We start from the raw sequence: 17,367 nt of genomic DNA, 5'->3' as shown, positions 1-17,367 counted from the left end.
CAGTGCGCACCATTGGGCTGTCGGTCATCGCGGCGTTGCCGTTCGCTTTTATACCGTATCGCCAACCAGTAGCCCCGTTTCTCCGCGAACGCCGGCCCCCACACGGGACTGAAGTGCTGCTGAACAACAACCAGGCTCGCCGTGCAACGAAGGGCGGCACGCTCGAAGTCGATTATGCGCAGCCGCGCGGCGTGGCGATCACGCTCGATTACGCGAACGATCCCCGCCGCGGGCTGATGGGAATCATGAAGGGGCCGGGCGGCTATCGCTACCCCGGGCTCGTCCAACTCAAGCTCGGTCTCACCGATACGGATGGCTACCGCGGTAGCCGGCCCGAAACGAGTGGCCCGCCTGGATTGGGCTATCACGTCGATCCGCAACAGTTTGCGAATGCGCTCTCGCGCTTTTGCGCGGATTGGGAACACGAGATTCTCGACGATCCCGCCCTCGACCATCTGCGCGCACCGAACTGGACGCGGCCCGCGGGACCGGTGCGGACGTCCGATACGCTGCCCGCGGTTGCGCGACGCTCACGCAGACCGATGGAGCCGATCGTCGAAGACGAGGAATCTGCACGGGAGACTTAGGGCCCGTGAACAGGCCCTTAGGCAGTGCGCGAATTCGGGGGCATGCGTTCGCATCCATTCGCTGAATTCCTCGCAGTTTCGTTACTCCAACCGAGCCATACCGCGAGGCTCGTTCATTGTTCCGCGATTAGGAAATGGAGCTTGTGAATGGTAACGAGAACTTCGCGGCAGGACATTTCTCACGCGCCCGCCGAACGCGCTACCGATGGCGCGCAAGGACATCCGCTGACCGCCCCTCGCGATAGTAATGCCGCTTCTTCGTCGCGCTCGTTGAGCGCGACGGCTTCCGCGGTACTGCGCCATTTTGCTTTCAGAAACAGCGCGGCGCCGTCGAGCGCAGCGCCTGCGCCGCGAGTGCCGGTGCCGCCTCGGGAGACGAGTACCGCCGAGGCTGGCGATGGAGCTGAACCCGAACCGGTGCCGCACGAATCGAGCGAAGCCGCCGAAGCGTTTGCAAGCCGCCGCTGGTTCTCCCACAGGCGCGGCCCCCGGATGCTCACGCCCGGCTGGGTACCGCCCGGGGCAGCGGCGCCCGAACGCGCATCGACCGAGCTCGTTCGAACCCGAGCGGCTCATCACCGACGAAGCATGTCGGAGGCCGACACGTTGCCGCTTGCCGGAGCCCGAGTCCCGCACTTTCCCGCCGCCGCCTGGGAGGAGGCGTTGCTTCACAACGGGCAAACGGCTCGTTGGGCCATGCGGTCAGTCAACGCACACCTGCGCGGCGCCGCCGAGGCACCATTGACGATCCGCGGCAGCGAGGACCTCGCGAGGCTGAGGCGCACGGAACTGCGGCCGCAAAGCGTGCGCCTGAGCGGTATGTTTTCGGTCGACGATTTGGCGGGGCTACCGCCGTCATTGCGCCATGTCGATCTGAGTGAGTGTCGCGGCAGCGCGACGTCGAAGGCCGGACTGGAATATTTGGCCGAGCTGCCGCTGTCATCGCTCAACGCGGCTGGTACGGGCATCGACGACGAGGGTGCACGAATCCTCGCGAATATGCCGACACTCATCGCGCTCGACTTGAGCGGGAACCGGATCGGCGATAGGGGCGCTCGCGCATTGGCGGCCAACCGCTCGCTCGTCTCGCTCGACGTGAGTCGCAACCGGCTGGGCAGCGACGGGACGCGTGCGCTGGCGGCGAGTCGAACGCTGAGCGCATTGAACGTCAGCCGTAACGAAATCGGCAGGGACGGTGTGCGGGCGCTCGCGGCGAACCGCTCGCTGCGAGCGCTCGATGTGAGCGGCAACCTGATCGGAGATGACGGCGCACATCTGCTGGCAGACAGTTCGTCGCTCACATCGCTCAACGTGCGCGACAACGGGCTGAGCGACGCGGCCGCACAGTCGCTTTCGCGCAGCCGCTTGCTGAAGTCCCTCAACGTCAGCCACAACCAGATTGGCGAGCCCGGCGCTCGAGCGCTCGCGCAGAGCGCCTCGCTGATTTCGCTCGATATAGGCTCGAATGCGATCGGCGACGAGGGCGCACGTGCATTGGCGCACAGTACGTCGCTGGTTTCCGTGGACGCAAGTCATAACGACATCGGTGCGCCCGGGGCGCGTGCATTGGCGGCCATCGGTTCGCTCGCCACGCTGAGCGTGAGCGGCAACCGAATCGGCGACGAAGGCGCCGAAGCGCTCGCGGCGAGCCGCTCGCTCGCCGCGCTCGACGCGAGCTTGAACGGCATCGGCAGCTCGGGTGCACAGGCACTCGCACTGTGCCGCTCGCTCAGATCGCTCGACGTGAGCGGCAACCGGATCGGCGAGGGGGGCGCCCGCGCATTGGCAGGCAGCAGCACGCTGAGTTCGCTGAGCGCCAGCGGCAACGAACTCGACGACGCGGCCGCGCGCGCATTCGCGGCAAGCGGTTCGCTCACTGCACTCGACGTGCGACTCAACGAATTCGGCAGGCCGGGTGTGCATGCGCTTCGAGCCAATGCGCATCTGACGACGCTTTTGATCTGAATCACGGACGCTCACTACGAATTACCGTAAAACACAAACCGAGAGCGCACCTGCGTACCGGGACGCCTTCCTCGCGCATATCAAAATTCCGTTGACAGGCGTTGCACGTCCATGGAAACTCACTGACATGCTTACGCCGACCCATTTCGCCATTTTCATTAACCACCCGATGAACGCCCGCTGGGGCGCATCATCGGGGGCGTACGCGCATTAGCTTTATTTCGAATGCACGACAAGGCCCCCCGGAAACGGATGGGGCCTTTTTCTTTTGGTGGCTTCCTCCGTCTGCCGGCTCAATCGACGGAGAGAAAGATGACCGAAAGTACCCCGCAGTTCGATTGCCGCGTTTTACCCGTTGGGCGTTCGCTCGACGCCGCTTCCGAATGGATGGTCGTGGTCCATGCCGCGCTCGCACCCGCCAGCGCGGTATCGTGGCGCATGACGGTCGACACTGAGCTGCGGGCGCAAGGCGCACCGGTCTGGCTCACACGAGCGGGCCATCTCGACGACTATTGGCTGCGACCTGGAGACGTCATCCGTCTGTTACGTGGCGAGCGGGTCTGGCTCAGCGTGGAAGGCGATTCAGCTGCACATGTCACGCTGACGAGCGAATGGCGCGAACGGCGCCCGTTGTTGCATCGCTGGCTAAGGCGGCTTCAGCTCTTGCTGGTGGGTGGGGTGCCTCAACGTGCCTGAGTCATGGGGTGCATGAGCTACGGGCATCGATCGTGGATCGTGAACGAGCGCGAATGGCAGGTGACATCGAGGCTCGCGGCCGAATGCGCTCGTTCGCCGCGTACAATGCCGCTTCGACAAACCTGATTCGCGGAATTCAAAAGCATGGCCATGAAGAAAACCGACCTTGAGAAAAACAAGGCGCTGAAGCTCACGCACTCGATGAAACAGGCCCATTCCGAGCGTTTCGGCAAAGGCGCGGCCGATGCGCCGCTCAATCGGCGCGAGCAGCGCAAACTGGATCAAGCCAAAGGGCTCGTCCCATTTGCATGCAAGCTCGATGGCGAACTCGTCGGCCGTCTCAAGGAGATGGCCGCCACGCATCCCGAAGGAATATCCGGTGTCGTCGACGAGCTGTTGCGGCGTGCGTTGAACGAAAGCCGCGCCTGACGTACGTCGCAGTAGTGACCGCCGGTACCTACCGTACCGGCACGCCATCGCGCGTGACCTCGAGCGCAGTGCCTTCGATGTAATCGACTCGAATGTTTTCGCCGACTTGCAGCCCCTCGAGAAAACGATCCGTTGCAGCCTGCAGTGTCATCGGGCCGCTCGGACCGCGCAGCGTCAACAGCCGCCGGCCCCGATCGATGGCGAGCACGGTTGCCACGGCCTGTACGCGATGAACGGTTTTCGTCATGCCCCCCGAGGCCGGCGTGACGGTCTGCGTATCGAGGCGTTCGCGTATTGCCCCTTCGGCCGCGCGCTCGGCGCTGAGAATCAGCGCACGCGTATACGTGATCGCAACGTGATCGCCGATGTGCAGTCTGCTGACATTGCCGACCGTCTTGTCGACCACGACGTCCACGAGCGAGCCGTCCTGTTTGCGCAGCGTCAGCGTATTGGTGGCCATGTCGATCTTTTCTATCACCGCGTCCGTATGGGTTGCGGTAGTACCTGAAAAGAGGCCGGGTTGCCCGGGCACACTGGCTTCCTGAGCGCTCGCCGCGCCCGCGGAAAACGTCATCGCGGCCGGCAGGATAACGAGACCAATTAAACCGATACGCCGCACTTGCCTTGACACTTCGACCTCCCATCATCCGAATGCGCTGGACCGCGCTCGACGATCCGATGATCGATGCGAGCCGGACGCGTCAGTTTACTCGCGACAAAACTGGCGAAACAGCCATTGATCCGGCGCGAAGGCGACACCTCTTTTATTCATACTAAAGAGCGCAGCGGTACCATATGGGCGAATATATCGACACTTTCACTGTCCACCGAGGAGTCCTCCATGGTTCCTACAGTCGCGCAAAAGCGCGCTGCGTTTCGTGCCTTACATGCTTCGGGTTGCTTCGTGTTGCCGAATGCCTGGGATATCGGCAGTACACGATATCTGCAGAGCCTCGGTTTCAAAGCCATTGCAACGACGAGTTCCGGATTCGCCTGGTCCCTCGGTCACGCGGACAATACACTGGCGCTCGAGCGCGTACTCGAGCATCTTCGTAACGTCGTGGGGGCGACCAGTCTGCCCGTCAATGCCGATTTCGAAAACGGTTTTGCCGAGGATGCTGCCGGCGTCGCGCGAAACGTCAGGCTCGCACTGGATACGGGCGTGGCGGGCCTGTCGATCGAAGACTCGACGCGAGACCTCGATGCGCCGCTATTGCCGTTGCCGGTGGCGGTCGAGCGCATGCAGGCTGCGCGCCGCGCAATCGACGAGGCGGGTGGCGATGCATTGCTGATCGGTCGTGCCGAAAACTTCATTGCAGGCGTGCCGAACCTCGATGATGCGATCGCGCGGCTGCGCGCCTATGCCGAGGCCGGCGCGGACTGCCTTTATGCGCCCGGTATCAAGACGCGGGGGCAGATTGAAGCGATCGTGGCAGCCGTCGCGCCCAAACCCGTCAACGTGCTGATCGGTTCAACGTCCGAATTCACACTCGACGATCTCGCGGCGCTCGGTGTGCGGCGCGTCAGTGTCGGCGGCGCGCTGGCGCGCGCGGCGTGGGGAGGGTTCATGCGGGCGGCGAGCCTGCTGGCCGAGGGACGCTTCGATGGGTTCGCCGATGCGGCGTCCGGTGCGCAGCTCGACCGCTTGTTTGGCGATGGTGTTTGAACACGCTGTGTGCGGTCCATCTTCAACGAGCTGTACAGTGCGGTATTCGACGCTGGCTTTAAACCGATATCAGGCGCAAACGATGACTCTTTCCCCCTTTCATTTGGCAATCCCCGTCTACGATCTACCCGCCGCGCGCGCGTTCTACGGCAAAGTCTTCGGACTCGAAGAGGGGCGCTCGAGCGAGCGATGGGTGGACTTCGACTTTTTCGGCCATCAGCTGGTCATTCACGAACATCCGAAGACGCCGTCGCAGCAGCAGGCCCATACCAACCCGGTCGATGGCCACGATGTGCCGGTGCCTCACTTTGGCGTCGTGCTCGATTGGGATGACTGGGAGGCGCTGGCCGGGCGGCTGAAGTCACTCGACACCCGGTTCGTGATCGAGCCGTACATTCGTTTCAAGGGAGAGGTTGGCGAACAGGCGACGATGTTCCTGCTCGATCCCTGTGGCAACGCGTTGGAATTCAAAGCCTTCAAGGACATCGGACAACTGTTTGCGAAGTAGGCGGGTTGTTTCGCCTTCCGCTATCCGGGTTTGCGCGGGGCGTGACCGGCCCACGGCTTGCCTGAAATGGCACCATCGGTTCGCGAGGGTTTACCTGCATTTATTGTCCGACGGATGCGCCCGATAGATGAATAGGGCAACGCCATCCGCAGGCGATGAAAATGATGCGCAACAACGAGTCGTGGAAGGCAATATCCGAGAAAGGGCGCTGGGTGGCGGTCGGCCTGAGCCTGCCGGCGCTGGCGGGCCTGCTCGTTTTCGTTTGGGGATGCGACGGCTGTTTGCACGGTCGATCGGTCAGCGTCGCGCTGGCTTTGTTGCCAGTCGCCTGCGCAGCACTCGGCGGCTGGTTCCTCGCACGCATCCACATGAAGCGTCATCTGGACCGGCTCGCAGACGCAACCACCAGGCTGCGTACGCGGCAATTCGGTACGTCGGTCTCGGTTCAGGTCCGCGAGGCGCCTTTTGCCAGGATTGCCGTCGAACTGGACGAGCTCGGCTCCGAGTTCGCGCGTCACGAACGGCAGTGGCAGGCATCATTCCGGCGTGAAGCGGGCCAGATCGAGGTATTGCGGCGAATTGCCCAGAACGATCCTCTCGATGACGCCCTCGTACTGCTGACTCGTTTTGCCGAACAGCAGATAGACGGGGCGCTCGCCTCGGTGGTCATCGTCGATCCGGCGACGCTGCGCGTCACATCGTGCATCGCGCCGAACTTGCCGGCGTCATACAGCGACGCGCTCGTCGGCTTGCAATGCGCATCGGGCGTGGGGTCATGCGGTACAGCCATTGCGGAGCGGCGCATCGTGGTGGTCGACGACATTGCCACGGATTCGCTTTGGAAGGATTATCGGGGACTCGCTTCGGCACACGGATTGGGTGCGTGCTGGTCGCATCCGATCATCTCGACGGGGCACCGCGTGCTCGGCTCGTTCGCGCTGTATGCCCGCACGGCGCGCGCGCCCTCGACCGAGGACATTCAAATCGGGCAACTGAGCGCCGAGATCGCCGCGCTCAGCATGGAGCGCAACCGCACTGCCCAGGCGCTGATGCAATCGGAAGCCGAGTACCGCTCGCTTTTCGAGCGTAACCCGAATCCAATGTGGGTTTGCGATGCCCGCACGCGCAGGTTCCTGGCGGTCAACGACCGTGCAATTGCCCACTATGGCTTCACGCGCGAACGTTTCCTTGGAATGTGCGAGGCGGATCTCGAGTTGCATCCGCATGGACCGGCGCGCGGGCGTGAGCAGAGGGTCGAGCTGCCCGATGGTGCCGCACGGCTGCATCGGAATTCGAGCGGCCAGGAACTCCTGGTCGAAATCGCCTACTTCCCCTTGAGCTTTTCGGGCAACGATGCGTCCCTCGCGCTCATCACGGATGTGACGTATCGCCGTTCTCTCTCGCGCACGATCCGCGAACAAAACGAACTCTTTGCCTCGCTGATGGATTCGACGGTGGAGGCCATCTACGGGCTCGATAGCGAAGGGCGGTGCACGTTCGCCAACGGCGCCTGCGAACGTTTGCTCGGATATCGCGCGGGCGAGCTCGTCGGCATGCATATGCATACGCTGATTCATCGTTCGCAGTACGAAGCAAGCGTCCACGACGCGCGGGGGTGCAAGCTGCATGCGCTGCAGCAGCCCGGGACGCACACCCATCTCGACGACCAGGTCTTCATGACAAAGGCCGGCGCGGTACTGCCGGTCGAATGCTGGGCGTACCCGATGATGAAAGGAGGCGCGGTGTGCGGCACGATCGTGACGTTCCTCGATACCACCGAAAGGCGCTTGCAGCAGGATGCGCTGCGTTGTCAGGCCACGCTCGATATGCTCACGGGGCTGCTCAATCGAACGAGTTTCGTCGATTTGCTCGAGCAGCGCGTGCAGAGCTGTTTGCTGAGCGGCGCGCGCCTGTTCGTGGGGCTGGTCGATCTCGACGGTTTCAAGGAAATCAACGATTCGCTCGGCCACGAGGCAGGCGACCAATTATTGCGTGAGGTCGGAAGCCGGCTGCTGCTTGAATTGCCCGACGGCGCGGCGCTGGGCAGGCTCGGCGGCGATGAATTCGCGTTCGTCGTCGATACCGTCGACCATGCGGAGTTCGGCGAACTGTTGAAACGCCTCGTGCAGGTCATGCGCGAACCGTTCACGATCGTCGGCATGGACGTGCAGATCAGCGGCAGTATCGGCGCGGCCGTATTGCCCGACACCGGTAAAGACGTCAAGTCGCTGATGCACAACGCCGATGCGGCCATGTACAGAGCTAAGCGCGAAAGCAGCGGATTCGTCGTCGGCAGCGAAATCGAATCGGGCAACGAGCGCAGGCTGCTGATGAGCCGGCTTCGCCATGCGTTGCACAAGCAGGAGTTCGTGCTGTACTTCCAGCCGAAAGTCTCGCTGCGCGGTGCGGCACATTGCGAGATCGAGGCACTGATTCGCTGGATGACGCCCGATCGCGGCATGGTCGCGCCATCCGAATTCATGCACATCCTGGAACTGAGCGACCTGATTCATCCGCTCACCCAGTGGGTCATCGAAACCGCTATCGAGGAAGTCCTCGCACTGAGCCGGCATGCGCCCGATCTCACCGTGGCCATCAACATTTCGACTCGAAATTTGCTCGACGTCCGGTTTCCGGACAAGGTCAAGGATCTACTCGACAAGCACGGTTTCCCGCCGGAAAAGTTGAAGCTCGAGGTGACGGAGAGCGCGGTGATGGCCGATCCGAACCGCTCGCTGAAGGCGCTCACGGAGATTCACGAGCTTGGCGTCGGTCTCGCGATCGACGATTTTGGAACGGGTTATTCATCGCTGTCGTATCTGCAGCGTCTGCCGGTGGATGAACTGAAGATCGATAGATCGTTCGTGGTGGAAATGGCTGGCAACGATGCGGCTCGAACGATCGTGCAATCGATCATTGGGCTCGCCCATAGTCTCGGCATTCAGGTGACCGCGGAGGGCATGGAGACAGGCAGCGTGCTCGACCAACTGCGCAGCCTGGAGTGCGATTACGCGCAGGGTTACTTCATCGCGCGTCCGATGCCACGCGCCGCATTGAGCGAATGGCTCGACGATTCGCCTTGGGCGGGCCTGGCCCGGGTGGCCAGGACGCCGCTGGGGGCGTCGATCCCGTGACGCGCATCGATGTTGTAATGCTGCAACGCGAAAAGCGCCTCCACGGCTCCCCACAAGGCCAACGGCAAGATTTTTGTGCGGCGCACTAGACGGATTTAGGGAAAACACCTAGAATTCTGTCTAGGGAAAACCCTTATTCAATCGGGAGTCGCCATGAGCTTCATTTTCGCGCTGTTCCAAAAGGTCAGCGATCTGTTCGCGTCGCCGCACCTGCCGCTCGACGCCGATTATTCGTTCCAGGCTCGCCACCGCGAGGCCGAGCGCGTACGCCGTTCCCGCGCGACGTTCCTCGGCATTCGCCTCGTCGACTGACCCGCGCTTCAAACCGGGCGCGCAAAACGTTGCCCGGTCCGACCGGTTCCAGGTGATTCGTTAGCACCCAGCTACGCTGGCGGGTGCCGGCGTGGGTTCGTTCGATAGCACCGCTCCTTCGGGAATACGCGATCGCACCGTAATCGGTACAATCGCCGACTTCCCGTCGACGTATCCCCGAACGATGTCATGCAAACCCAGACCTACATCGAGTCTCGACCTCACGCAGTAAAACATGTCGGGCTGGTGTTGCTCGCGCTCGCGGTAGGTGGATTCGCCATTGGCACGACCGAATTTGCGACGATGAGCCTTTTGCCGCTTTTCGCGGATGGCCTTGGCATAGATGCGCCGACCGCCGGCCATGTGATCAGCGCCTACGCGCTCGGTGTCGTCGTTGGCGCACCCGCGCTGGCCGTACTCGGCGCGCGACTCGACCGACGCCTGCTGCTCATCGTGCTGATGGGGATGTTCGCGCTCGGAAATGGCTTGTCCGCCATCGCACCGAACTACCACTGGATGCTCGTATTCCGCTTCTTGAGCGGCTTGCCTCACGGCGCCTATTTTGGCGCCGCGGCCCTGGTTGCCACCTCGCTCGTGCCCGAAGATCGTCGCACTGTAGCGGTCGGCCGCATGTTTCTTGGGCTGACATCGGCTACGATCGTCGGTGTTCCGCTTTCCAATTGGTTGGGCCATGCAATCGGCTGGCGATGGAGCTTTGCGTTTGCGGGCCTGCTCGGCGTGCTCACGATGACGTGCGTGCGCTTGCTCGCGCCTAGGGCACCGCCAGCGCCCGGCGCGGGTCCGCTGCGCGAACTGGGCGCGCTCGGCCGTTCGCAGGTATGGCTCACGCTCGGTATCGGGGCCATCGGGTTCGGCGGGCTCTTCGCGGTCTACACCTATCTGGCCGATGTGCTCCATCGCGTGACGCATGTCTCAGTGGCAAGCGCGTCGCTCGTGCTGAGCGTGTTCGGCGTCGGCCTGACCGTCGGTAATCTGGTCATTCCCGTCTTCGCGGATCGCGCATTGATGCGCACGGTGGGGTGGTTGCTCGCCTGGAGCGCGGCGATGCTACTGTTGTTTCCGTTCGCAGCGTCGAACGTCTGGTTGCTGACCCTCGACGTGTTTCTGATCGGCATCGGGGGCGCACTCGGCACGGTACTCCAGACCCGGCTCATGGATGTCGCGGAAGACGCACAAGGTCTGGCTGCCGCGCTCAATCACTCAGCGTTCAATACCGCGAATGCGCTGGGCCCGTTTCTCGGCGGGCTCGCGATCGCGGCTGGCTTTGGCTGGACCTCTCCTGGGCCGGTAGGCGCGCTGCTCGCCCTGGGTGGCCTCGGCGTTTGGGCACTGTCCGGTTTCATCGAGCGGCGCACCCTCGCTCGGGCGGTGCAGGTCCCGTGCCGGGTCTGCGCCGAGTCGGACGCCTGACCGCTCGAGCCATTCCGAAGCGCCACCAGGCAATGACTTCAGCGGTCCGAAGTTGCCTGCGCTCCCGCGCTTGCCGTTACCCGAACCGACAGCGTGCCGCATCGGTTTTCGAGAACGAAGCGTTCGGAATTTGTCACTTGTCCACGTTTTAATGGCTTCTTAGGATCGGCTAGACCCATCGCGAAGCGGGTCACCGGCACCGCCGGTCCGCGCGCGTCGGCCTTTCACGTATTCTTCGGGCTAACACCATGCATGACGTGAACGCGCAGCGGCAGGCGCGCATCTGGGTTTTTGCGCTCCTCTATATCGGCTTCTGCATTTCCTATATCGACCGGGTCGCCATTTCGCTCTCGCTCGTTCATATCGGCAAGGAATTTCATCTGAGCCCGGCCGCGCTCGGCATAGTGCTCAGCGTGTTCTATCTCAGCTATGCGGCGATGCAAATCCCCGGCGGCTGGATCGCCGATCGGTGGGGCAGCAAATGGGTGGTGGTCACATCGATCGCGTTTTGGTCCTTATTCACGTTGTTGACCGGACTCGCCTGGTCGCTCGCCTCGCTGATCGCCATCCGGCTCCTGTTCGGCTTATGCGAGGGCGGCTATCCGTCCGCTTCGATCAAAGGCATCGCGGAGATCTACCCGCGCGTGGAACGGCCGAAAATGTCGGCGATGCTCGTCTCGTCGAACTATGTCGGCAGTTTCGTGGCACCGCTCGTCGTAGCGCCGCTGATTCTGACGCTCGGCTGGCGGCACGCGTTCTCGGCGATCGGCATCGGGGGCATTGTCTTCGCGCTGATTTACCTTTTCTTCGTGAAGGCCGTGAAGCCATCGCGCGAGACGCCGTCCGGCCAACCGGCCACGCAGGCGCTCGCCGCCCGCGACGCAGCCGGCTCGCGTGCATTGCTCAGAATGCCGTTGATGTGGAAGGTACTGACGGTGTGGTTCGGCATGGGTATCGTCAATAAAGGGCTCGACGCCTGGATGCCCGCCTACTTGTTGACGGCCCGGCATCTCGATCTCAAAGCCGTCGGCCTGCTGACGCCGTTGCCGTTTATCGCGGCAAGCATTTCGACGGCAATGGGCGGCTGGGTCATGACGCGTTTTTTCGATGGCAAGGAAAAGCGGCTCATGACGGCCTGCTGTGCGGTTACCGGCTTTTTCCTCTACGAAATGTATACGGCGCAGACCATCGCCGGCGTAATCGCTTTTCAGGCGATCGTCTATTTTTTCAAATCGTTCGTGTTGGCGGTGGTCGTCGCGTTGCCGACCAAGATCCTGCCTCAGCGGCTCGTCGGAACCGGCATCGGCATGGTGAATTTCGGTGGACAGATAGCCGGGTTCGTCGCGCCGGCCGTCATCGGCTTTCTCGTTTCCTACTACGGCACCTATGACGCGGCTTTCGGGTTCCTCATCGTTTCCACCGGGGTCGCGACGCTCGTCAGTCTGACGATCAGCGCAGCCAAAATACGCGGTGTACAGGCGGCCAACGCGCAGGAAGCGTAAGCGCCGCGGACAATTGGACCGTGATGTATGGCGCTATGATGTCGCGACTTACTCCGTCGCGTGCTTCGCATCATGAATGCCAGAATTTTGCAGGAGGCGGCCGTCCGCTATTTCCTCGAAGTCGTCAACACGGGTTCGATCAGCGACGCCGCGAGCCGGCTTCACGTTGTGCCGTCGGCAATCAGCCGCCAGATCGGCCGGCTGGAGAGCGAACTCGACGTGACATTGTTCGAGCGGTGCTCGCGCGGCATGGTGCCGAGCAAGGCGGGTGCGGTGCTCGCCGCCTACGCGCGCCGCTCGCTGCTCGACGCCGAACAGGTCAGCGCGGAGATCGAGGCGTTGCGCCGCGATGCGGCCTTTACGATCCGCATTGCCTGCACGGAGGGTTTCGTAGCCGACTTCCTGCCGCAGGCCATGGCCGATTTCAGACGCCATGAGCCGCGCGTCCAATTCGAGTTGAGCGTCGATTCCGCCGCGGGCGTGACGCAACGCGTGCGCCAGGCCGATGCCGACATCGGTTTCACGTTCAGCCTGGGCCCGAGCGCCGATATCGAGGCAGTCTATTCGATGCCGTCGCCGGTGCTCGCGGTGGTGGGTTCGGCGCATCCACTGGCGAGCGCCGAGCGCGTCTCGTTTCGCGAATTGCTCGCCTATCCGCTTGCCATTCCAGCCGCAAACTCGACCTTGCGCAAGCTCATCGATATCTATTGCTCCCGCGAGGGTGTCGCATGTAAAAGCGTGCTAATGAGCGAGACGCTCGAAGCGCTGTTGCGCTTCACGGCGGCAAGCGACGCTATTACGTTTTGCGGCGAACTCGTCATTCGCACGCGGCTCGCCGAGGGCAAACTCATTGCGCTGCCGGTGCCGGAACTCAACGTCAGCGATCGATCGATCGAGGTGCAAACACTCGCGCGACGTCAGATCCCGCCACTGATGCGCGGCTTTCTGGACTTGATCTGCGATGCGTTGCCGCCGTTGGGCGCGCTTGTCCAAAAGTGACGGGTGCGTTCGATATTCGTCACTGGTCCAGGTTGGGCGCTTCCGCTACATTCGTAACGAATGCCGAAATTTGTCAGGATGTCAGTGCTCATGTCGAATAGAAACGAATGGACCCGTTATAGCGCAGTGGCGCTAGCCGCGTTATTGGACGCGCGCGAGGTATCTGCTCTCGAGTTGCTCGAGGCATACATCGAGCGCATCGAGATGTTCAATCCCAAGGTGAACGCTTTTACCGCGACTTCGTTCGATCGTGCGCGGCGCGAAGCGCGCGAAGCCGACGCCGCTTTCGCCAGAGGAGAGCGCAAGGGCATCCTCCAGGGCTTGCCGATCGGCATCAAGGATCTGGAAGAAACCGAGGGGCTTCTGACGACCTATGGCTCGCCGCGTTTTCGCAACTACATCCCCGATGCCGATAATGTGCTCGTGAAACGGTTGAGGCAGGCCGGCGCGATTGTAGTCGGCAAGACCAATGTGCCGGAGCTCGGTGCCGGTGCGAACACGTTCAATCCGGTATGGGGCGCGACCGGCAACCCGTTCAACCCGTTGCTGAACGCCGGGGGCTCTTCGGGCGGGTCGGCGGCAGCGCTCGCACTCGACATGGTGCCGCTCGCGAGCGGCTCGGATACGGGCGGCTCGCTGCGTATTCCCGCGGCCAAGTGCGGCGTGGTCGGTTTGCGTACCTCGCCTGGACTCGTGCCGAGCGATCGAAAGCCGCTTGGGTGGACGCCGCTTTCGGTGGTCGGACCGATGGGGCGAACAGTCGAAGATGCTCGTCTGCAACTGCTGGCCACAATCGGACTCTCCGGTACGGATCCGCTAAGCTATGGCATGCCGGCCGCGGCGGGGGCGGGGGAAAGGCAGTGGGCCGATCTGTCCCGGCTGCGAGTGGGTTACACCGAGGATTTCGGCGTCTGCGAGGTCGACTCCGGCATTCGCGCGGTATTCCGCGAGCGCGTTGCGGCGCTGAAGCACAATTTTGCCTTGTGCGAGCCACTCGATTTCGATTTCGCCGACGCGCACCGGTGCTTCGATGTATTGCGGGCCGAAGCCTTCGTCGCCGGACTGCAAGAGGCCTACGAAAGCGACCCCGATTCGCTCGGTCCCAACCCGCGCGCCAACTACGAAATGGGCATGCGCCTCTCGCTCACGGATTGTGTCTGGGCGCATGCCGCTCAAACGCGGCTGTTTCGGGCTTTCCAGCGTCTTTTCGATCGATACGATGTGATTCTCGCGCCGACCACCCCCGTGTCGCCGTTCCCTTGGCGCGAGCCTTATGCAGCATCGATCAACGGCGTCGCGCTGGACCATTACTATCGTTGGCTGGCGCTGACTTACGTCGTCACGCTGGTCACGAATCCGGCGCTCGCTTTGCCGTGCGGCGTCGATCACGCGGGTATGCCGTTCGGCCTTCAGGTAATCGGGCCGTTCCGCGGCGACTTCGAATTGTTGGACATGGCGCGCACGTTGGAAGCGGTTTGTCAATCGTCCCCGTTGACGCGCCGACCGGTGCCCGATGTCGCGCGGCTTCGCGAGACCTGCGTCGATCTGAAAGCGATCGTGACGCATCCTCCCTCGACCGGGCCCGTTCTGGATTGGGCCGTCGCGCGTCCGGCGGTCTGATATTACTCCGGGATAGGGCGGCGGGACGATGTTCCGTCGCGCGCGATGCAGTTGGCATCGGCGAACGGCCTGAAAACAATTTCATGACTAAAATCGGCGCTGAAAACCGCTTAAAACGACCGTTTACGACTAATCGAGAAACCTTAACAATTGTTAAATGGGGGTGGTGATTTTTTCTCCATTTCAAACGGGGCAAGACCGGCCGATCGGCCGACAAAGGCCTGTGCTGGTTGGAGTTTAGAAATATTTTTGAATTTCAAACCGGTTGCTTTTCACGCTTCACATTTATTACACGTTAATCGCTTGACACGGATTGGCCTGCTCATTAGATTATGAGTGACGCTTGATTAAACACTCGCTCCCTGACTTGTGCAGGGATGCGTCTCGATTTAATTTTGCGTCCAACATAAAAAAATCCGAGGGCCATTGCCGTGGCGACCGTTTGGGACGTCAAAGCGGCGGGCCAGTTTTAGAGGTACCCGTGACAGCACACCGCCATCGGATGCACTCGATGCGGCGCGAAGCTGTCGATCCGCTTGGAGACTTCTCATGCACACGCCGCTCCGTATCCGACATCACGATCCGTAAGTAAGCGGTCCAGCTCGTTATCCATCGATAGATTGCACACGAACGATTCGCTTGCCGAAGTCGTCGCAGGGCTGTCCTGTGCGACGCGTCAGTCAAGGCCGGGGAGCACTCGTGCATGCAGTTGGAAACGTCCGGCGGCGCGCCGTCACGCCGGAGGGGCAAACTCGCTGCGTTGAAACCATCGGTTTGCCGAAATTCAAATGCTTCAGGCACCAAATGGAGCTGAAATGGATATCGTTTTTTCGCGCGGGGATGCGACGCGGATAATCGAAGCAGAAAAAGACGAGACGGTCCGTTATGGTGACCCTGTCGTGTTCCGGAGCTGTGCGAGCCATACGCCGGTATTTTTGGCGGTCATTCGTCAACCGGACGGCAAGCGCCGTCCGGCTATCCTGCGCACGGAGATAGCGTCACCCGGAAAACACGAGGACGCCGACTATATTTGGAGCTTCGTCCCTGCCGCCGGATCGAAAAAACGATGCGGGGATCCCGTGTCGTTTGCCGACCGCGTCCGGATTCAACTGTTCGATTATGTCGGCCAGTATCGTGTTCTTGCGACGAGCGATGCAGGAGAACAGTTCGTGGGTGCGGAAAGGACGCCCGTTGGACACGACGTGTCCACTTGGTCGGTCGCCTGTGCGGCGCGCTTGAGGCTCGAACCGGGTGGACGGGCGCTGCCGGACGGCGAGTTCCAACATGCCATGGCGTATGGCGCCAACGCCTACACGTCGTTTCTCAACGCGGGTCATTACCTGTGCGGCAGGCACGATCCACGGGGCGGAACGGGAATCGTGACAGGAGTGGCTCCCGATCTTCCTGCTACCGGCATGAGCGTATGGTGGCGCGTTTATCGGAGTGTGTCCGATGTTCCGATCGTAACTTGATGTCGCATGGGAGAACGGACCTTTCTTGCATCGCCGCGGCACAGCGCCGGTTGCCGCGGACCGTCTTATTGGGCAGGCGACCGGCGGCACCCGAGAAGGTGCCGGTCGGTTGGTTTGCGTCCGAGACGCCTCCAACTGATCGTTAGAGGGTGGAGGCCCTCTCAGCTCACGTTGAAATGCACTCGCACGTCGCGTTGACTATCGACTGGATGGCCGTTTTCCATGGCTGGGAAGAAGCGCCATTTGTGGAGCGCTTCGAGCAGGATTTGATTGAGGCGCGGATTCGACGTCGGCTTCACCAGTTGGACTTCCGTGGTGCCGTCCGCGTGAATGGCGAAGCGCACTACCGCTTCGGCGCGGTAAGCGTCCTCGCGCAGATCGTCAGGCAGCAACGGCAGCGGCTGGGAAAGCAGCCGCGCTTGCGCGGCGCCAATCGACGAGGAAGCCGGCGAGGCGTCCGCGGCGGCCAGCCGCGCGGATTCAGGCCAAACAGCGCCCCCATCGGCGGAGGGTGCGTCGCGGGCCGGCTCGACGCGGGGCGGAGATGCGCTTCGTTGCGGCACGGTCTGCCGCTGCGCGGGCTTGACCGCTTCATGGCGGATAAGTGGCTGCGCTGCTCGGCTTCGCTGTTCCGATACCGCATGCTGCATCGGCTGCGACTGCGGCTGCGCTCGTGCGGCATTCCGAACTGCAGGTGCGCGCGGCGCAATCTCGACCAGCTTCATGTCGATCGTTTCCGGCACAGGCCGCGGCCGGTCGTCCGGTGCGAAAAACCGCGCGAAGTGCGCGAGAACCCCTGCCCATGCCATCGTTGCGACGGCGCACGCGAACGCGAGGCGAATTTTCGGCGCGTCCGCCGCAGTCAACAGACGCTGCCAACCGCTATTCACGATGGACAGCCACCAGGAAGTGGGCGGCACCTGCCGCGCGTCAAACAAGATGAGAGCAGCGCGTCAATCAGGATGAGAGTACTGGCGTGGCGGCAGCGGTGAAGGGCGTAGCCCGGAACCGCTGCCGCCACGCCGCGCCGAGCAGTCCCCCGTCAT

General features: G+C 62.4%; 14 protein-coding genes and 1 pseudogene. 13 read left to right on the top strand and 2 right to left on the bottom strand.

Going from position 1 to position 17,367, the window contains the following annotated elements; genetic code table 11:
* The 4 genes and pseudogenes from GWC77_RS24625 to GWC77_RS24610 all read left to right on the top strand — a co-directional run.
* Positions 1-587, top strand: a pseudogene (locus GWC77_RS24625) (hypothetical protein); the annotation flags it as partial.
* A gap of 147 nt (positions 588-734) precedes the next feature.
* Positions 735-2,552 (top strand): hypothetical protein, encoded by a 1,818-nt coding sequence (locus GWC77_RS24620; protein WP_173261228.1) that lies wholly within the window; start codon positions 735-737, stop codon positions 2,550-2,552.
* 312 nt (positions 2,553-2,864) lie between these two features.
* Positions 2,865-3,248 (top strand): DUF2917 domain-containing protein, encoded by a 384-nt coding sequence (locus GWC77_RS24615; protein ID WP_173261226.1) that lies wholly within the window; start codon positions 2,865-2,867, stop codon positions 3,246-3,248.
* Between the two features lie 144 nt (positions 3,249-3,392).
* On the top strand, positions 3,393-3,677 hold the full coding sequence (locus GWC77_RS24610) for a hypothetical protein (RefSeq protein WP_173261224.1): 285 nt from the start codon (positions 3,393-3,395) through the stop codon (positions 3,675-3,677).
* A gap of 28 nt (positions 3,678-3,705) precedes the next feature.
* Here GWC77_RS24610 and GWC77_RS24605 read toward each other — a convergent pair whose 3' ends face one another.
* Positions 3,706-4,308: a hypothetical protein gene (locus GWC77_RS24605; protein ID WP_367949100.1), complete on the bottom strand. Its 603-nt coding sequence runs from the start codon at positions 4,306-4,308 to the stop codon at positions 3,706-3,708.
* Positions 4,309-4,518: 210 nt separating this feature from the next.
* Between GWC77_RS24605 and GWC77_RS24600 the strand changes: the two genes are divergently transcribed.
* The 9 genes from GWC77_RS24600 (at position 4,519) to GWC77_RS24560 (ending at position 16,321) form a co-directional block, all read left to right on the top strand.
* Positions 4,519-5,343: an oxaloacetate decarboxylase gene (locus GWC77_RS24600; RefSeq protein WP_173261222.1), complete on the top strand. Its 825-nt coding sequence runs from the start codon at positions 4,519-4,521 to the stop codon at positions 5,341-5,343.
* 82 nt (positions 5,344-5,425) lie between these two features.
* Positions 5,426-5,851, top strand: a complete 426-nt coding sequence (locus tag GWC77_RS24595; RefSeq protein ID WP_173261220.1) for a VOC family protein — start codon at positions 5,426-5,428, stop codon at positions 5,849-5,851.
* A 161-nt stretch (positions 5,852-6,012) separates the two neighbouring features.
* Positions 6,013-8,985 carry an EAL domain-containing protein gene (locus GWC77_RS24590; RefSeq protein ID WP_173261219.1) on the top strand — a complete coding sequence of 991 codons (2,973 nt, stop codon included), beginning with the start codon at positions 6,013-6,015 and terminating at the stop codon, positions 8,983-8,985.
* A 153-nt stretch (positions 8,986-9,138) separates the two neighbouring features.
* Positions 9,139-9,297: a hypothetical protein gene (locus GWC77_RS24585; RefSeq protein WP_173261218.1), complete on the top strand. Its 159-nt coding sequence runs from the start codon at positions 9,139-9,141 to the stop codon at positions 9,295-9,297.
* A gap of 189 nt (positions 9,298-9,486) precedes the next feature.
* On the top strand, positions 9,487-10,728 hold the full coding sequence (locus GWC77_RS24580) for an MFS transporter (RefSeq protein ID WP_173261217.1): 1,242 nt from the start codon (positions 9,487-9,489) through the stop codon (positions 10,726-10,728).
* Positions 10,729-10,976: 248 nt separating this feature from the next.
* Positions 10,977-12,230: an MFS transporter gene (locus GWC77_RS24575; RefSeq protein WP_173261216.1), complete on the top strand. Its 1,254-nt coding sequence runs from the start codon at positions 10,977-10,979 to the stop codon at positions 12,228-12,230.
* Between the two features lie 72 nt (positions 12,231-12,302).
* A complete protein-coding gene (locus GWC77_RS24570; RefSeq protein ID WP_173261215.1) occupies positions 12,303-13,229 on the top strand; it encodes a LysR family transcriptional regulator in 927 nt (308 codons plus the stop codon).
* 90 nt (positions 13,230-13,319) lie between these two features.
* The gene (locus GWC77_RS24565) at positions 13,320-14,849 is read left to right on the top strand and encodes an amidase (RefSeq protein WP_173261214.1); all 1,530 of its coding nucleotides are present in this window, start codon (positions 13,320-13,322) and stop codon (positions 14,847-14,849) included.
* Positions 14,850-15,664: 815 nt separating this feature from the next.
* Positions 15,665-16,321, top strand: a complete 657-nt coding sequence (locus tag GWC77_RS24560; protein WP_173261212.1) for a hypothetical protein — start codon at positions 15,665-15,667, stop codon at positions 16,319-16,321.
* Positions 16,322-16,482: 161 nt separating this feature from the next.
* Here GWC77_RS24560 and GWC77_RS24555 read toward each other — a convergent pair whose 3' ends face one another.
* Positions 16,483-17,241 (bottom strand): TonB family protein, encoded by a 759-nt coding sequence (locus tag GWC77_RS24555; protein ID WP_367949099.1) that lies wholly within the window; start codon positions 17,239-17,241, stop codon positions 16,483-16,485.
* Positions 17,242-17,367 lie beyond the last annotated feature (126 nt).

This window comes from Paraburkholderia sp. NMBU_R16, from assembly GCF_013282575.1.
Taxonomy (GTDB): domain Bacteria; phylum Pseudomonadota; class Gammaproteobacteria; order Burkholderiales; family Burkholderiaceae; genus Trinickia.
The sequence above is the reverse complement of the archived record's forward strand: the minus strand, read 5'-3'. Positions and strand labels throughout refer to the sequence as shown.

Bases quoted from the DNA above. Each gene is read 5' to 3' on its own strand.
- GWC77_RS24620 (WP_173261228.1), top strand. From the start codon at position 735: ATGGTAACGAGAACTTCGCGGCAGGACATTTCTCACGCGCCCGCCGAA.
- GWC77_RS24615 (WP_173261226.1), top strand. From the start codon at position 2,865: ATGACCGAAAGTACCCCGCAGTTCGATTGCCGCGTTTTACCCGTTGGG.
- GWC77_RS24610 (WP_173261224.1), top strand. From the start codon at position 3,393: ATGGCCATGAAGAAAACCGACCTTGAGAAAAACAAGGCGCTGAAGCTC.
- GWC77_RS24600 (WP_173261222.1), top strand. From the start codon at position 4,519: ATGGTTCCTACAGTCGCGCAAAAGCGCGCTGCGTTTCGTGCCTTACAT.
- GWC77_RS24595 (WP_173261220.1), top strand. From the start codon at position 5,426: ATGACTCTTTCCCCCTTTCATTTGGCAATCCCCGTCTACGATCTACCC.
- GWC77_RS24590 (WP_173261219.1), top strand. From the start codon at position 6,013: ATGATGCGCAACAACGAGTCGTGGAAGGCAATATCCGAGAAAGGGCGC.
- GWC77_RS24585 (WP_173261218.1), top strand. From the start codon at position 9,139: ATGAGCTTCATTTTCGCGCTGTTCCAAAAGGTCAGCGATCTGTTCGCG.
- GWC77_RS24580 (WP_173261217.1), top strand. From the start codon at position 9,487: ATGCAAACCCAGACCTACATCGAGTCTCGACCTCACGCAGTAAAACAT.
- GWC77_RS24575 (WP_173261216.1), top strand. From the start codon at position 10,977: ATGCATGACGTGAACGCGCAGCGGCAGGCGCGCATCTGGGTTTTTGCG.
- GWC77_RS24570 (WP_173261215.1), top strand. From the start codon at position 12,303: ATGAATGCCAGAATTTTGCAGGAGGCGGCCGTCCGCTATTTCCTCGAA.
- GWC77_RS24565 (WP_173261214.1), top strand. From the start codon at position 13,320: ATGTCGAATAGAAACGAATGGACCCGTTATAGCGCAGTGGCGCTAGCC.
- GWC77_RS24560 (WP_173261212.1), top strand. From the start codon at position 15,665: ATGGATATCGTTTTTTCGCGCGGGGATGCGACGCGGATAATCGAAGCA.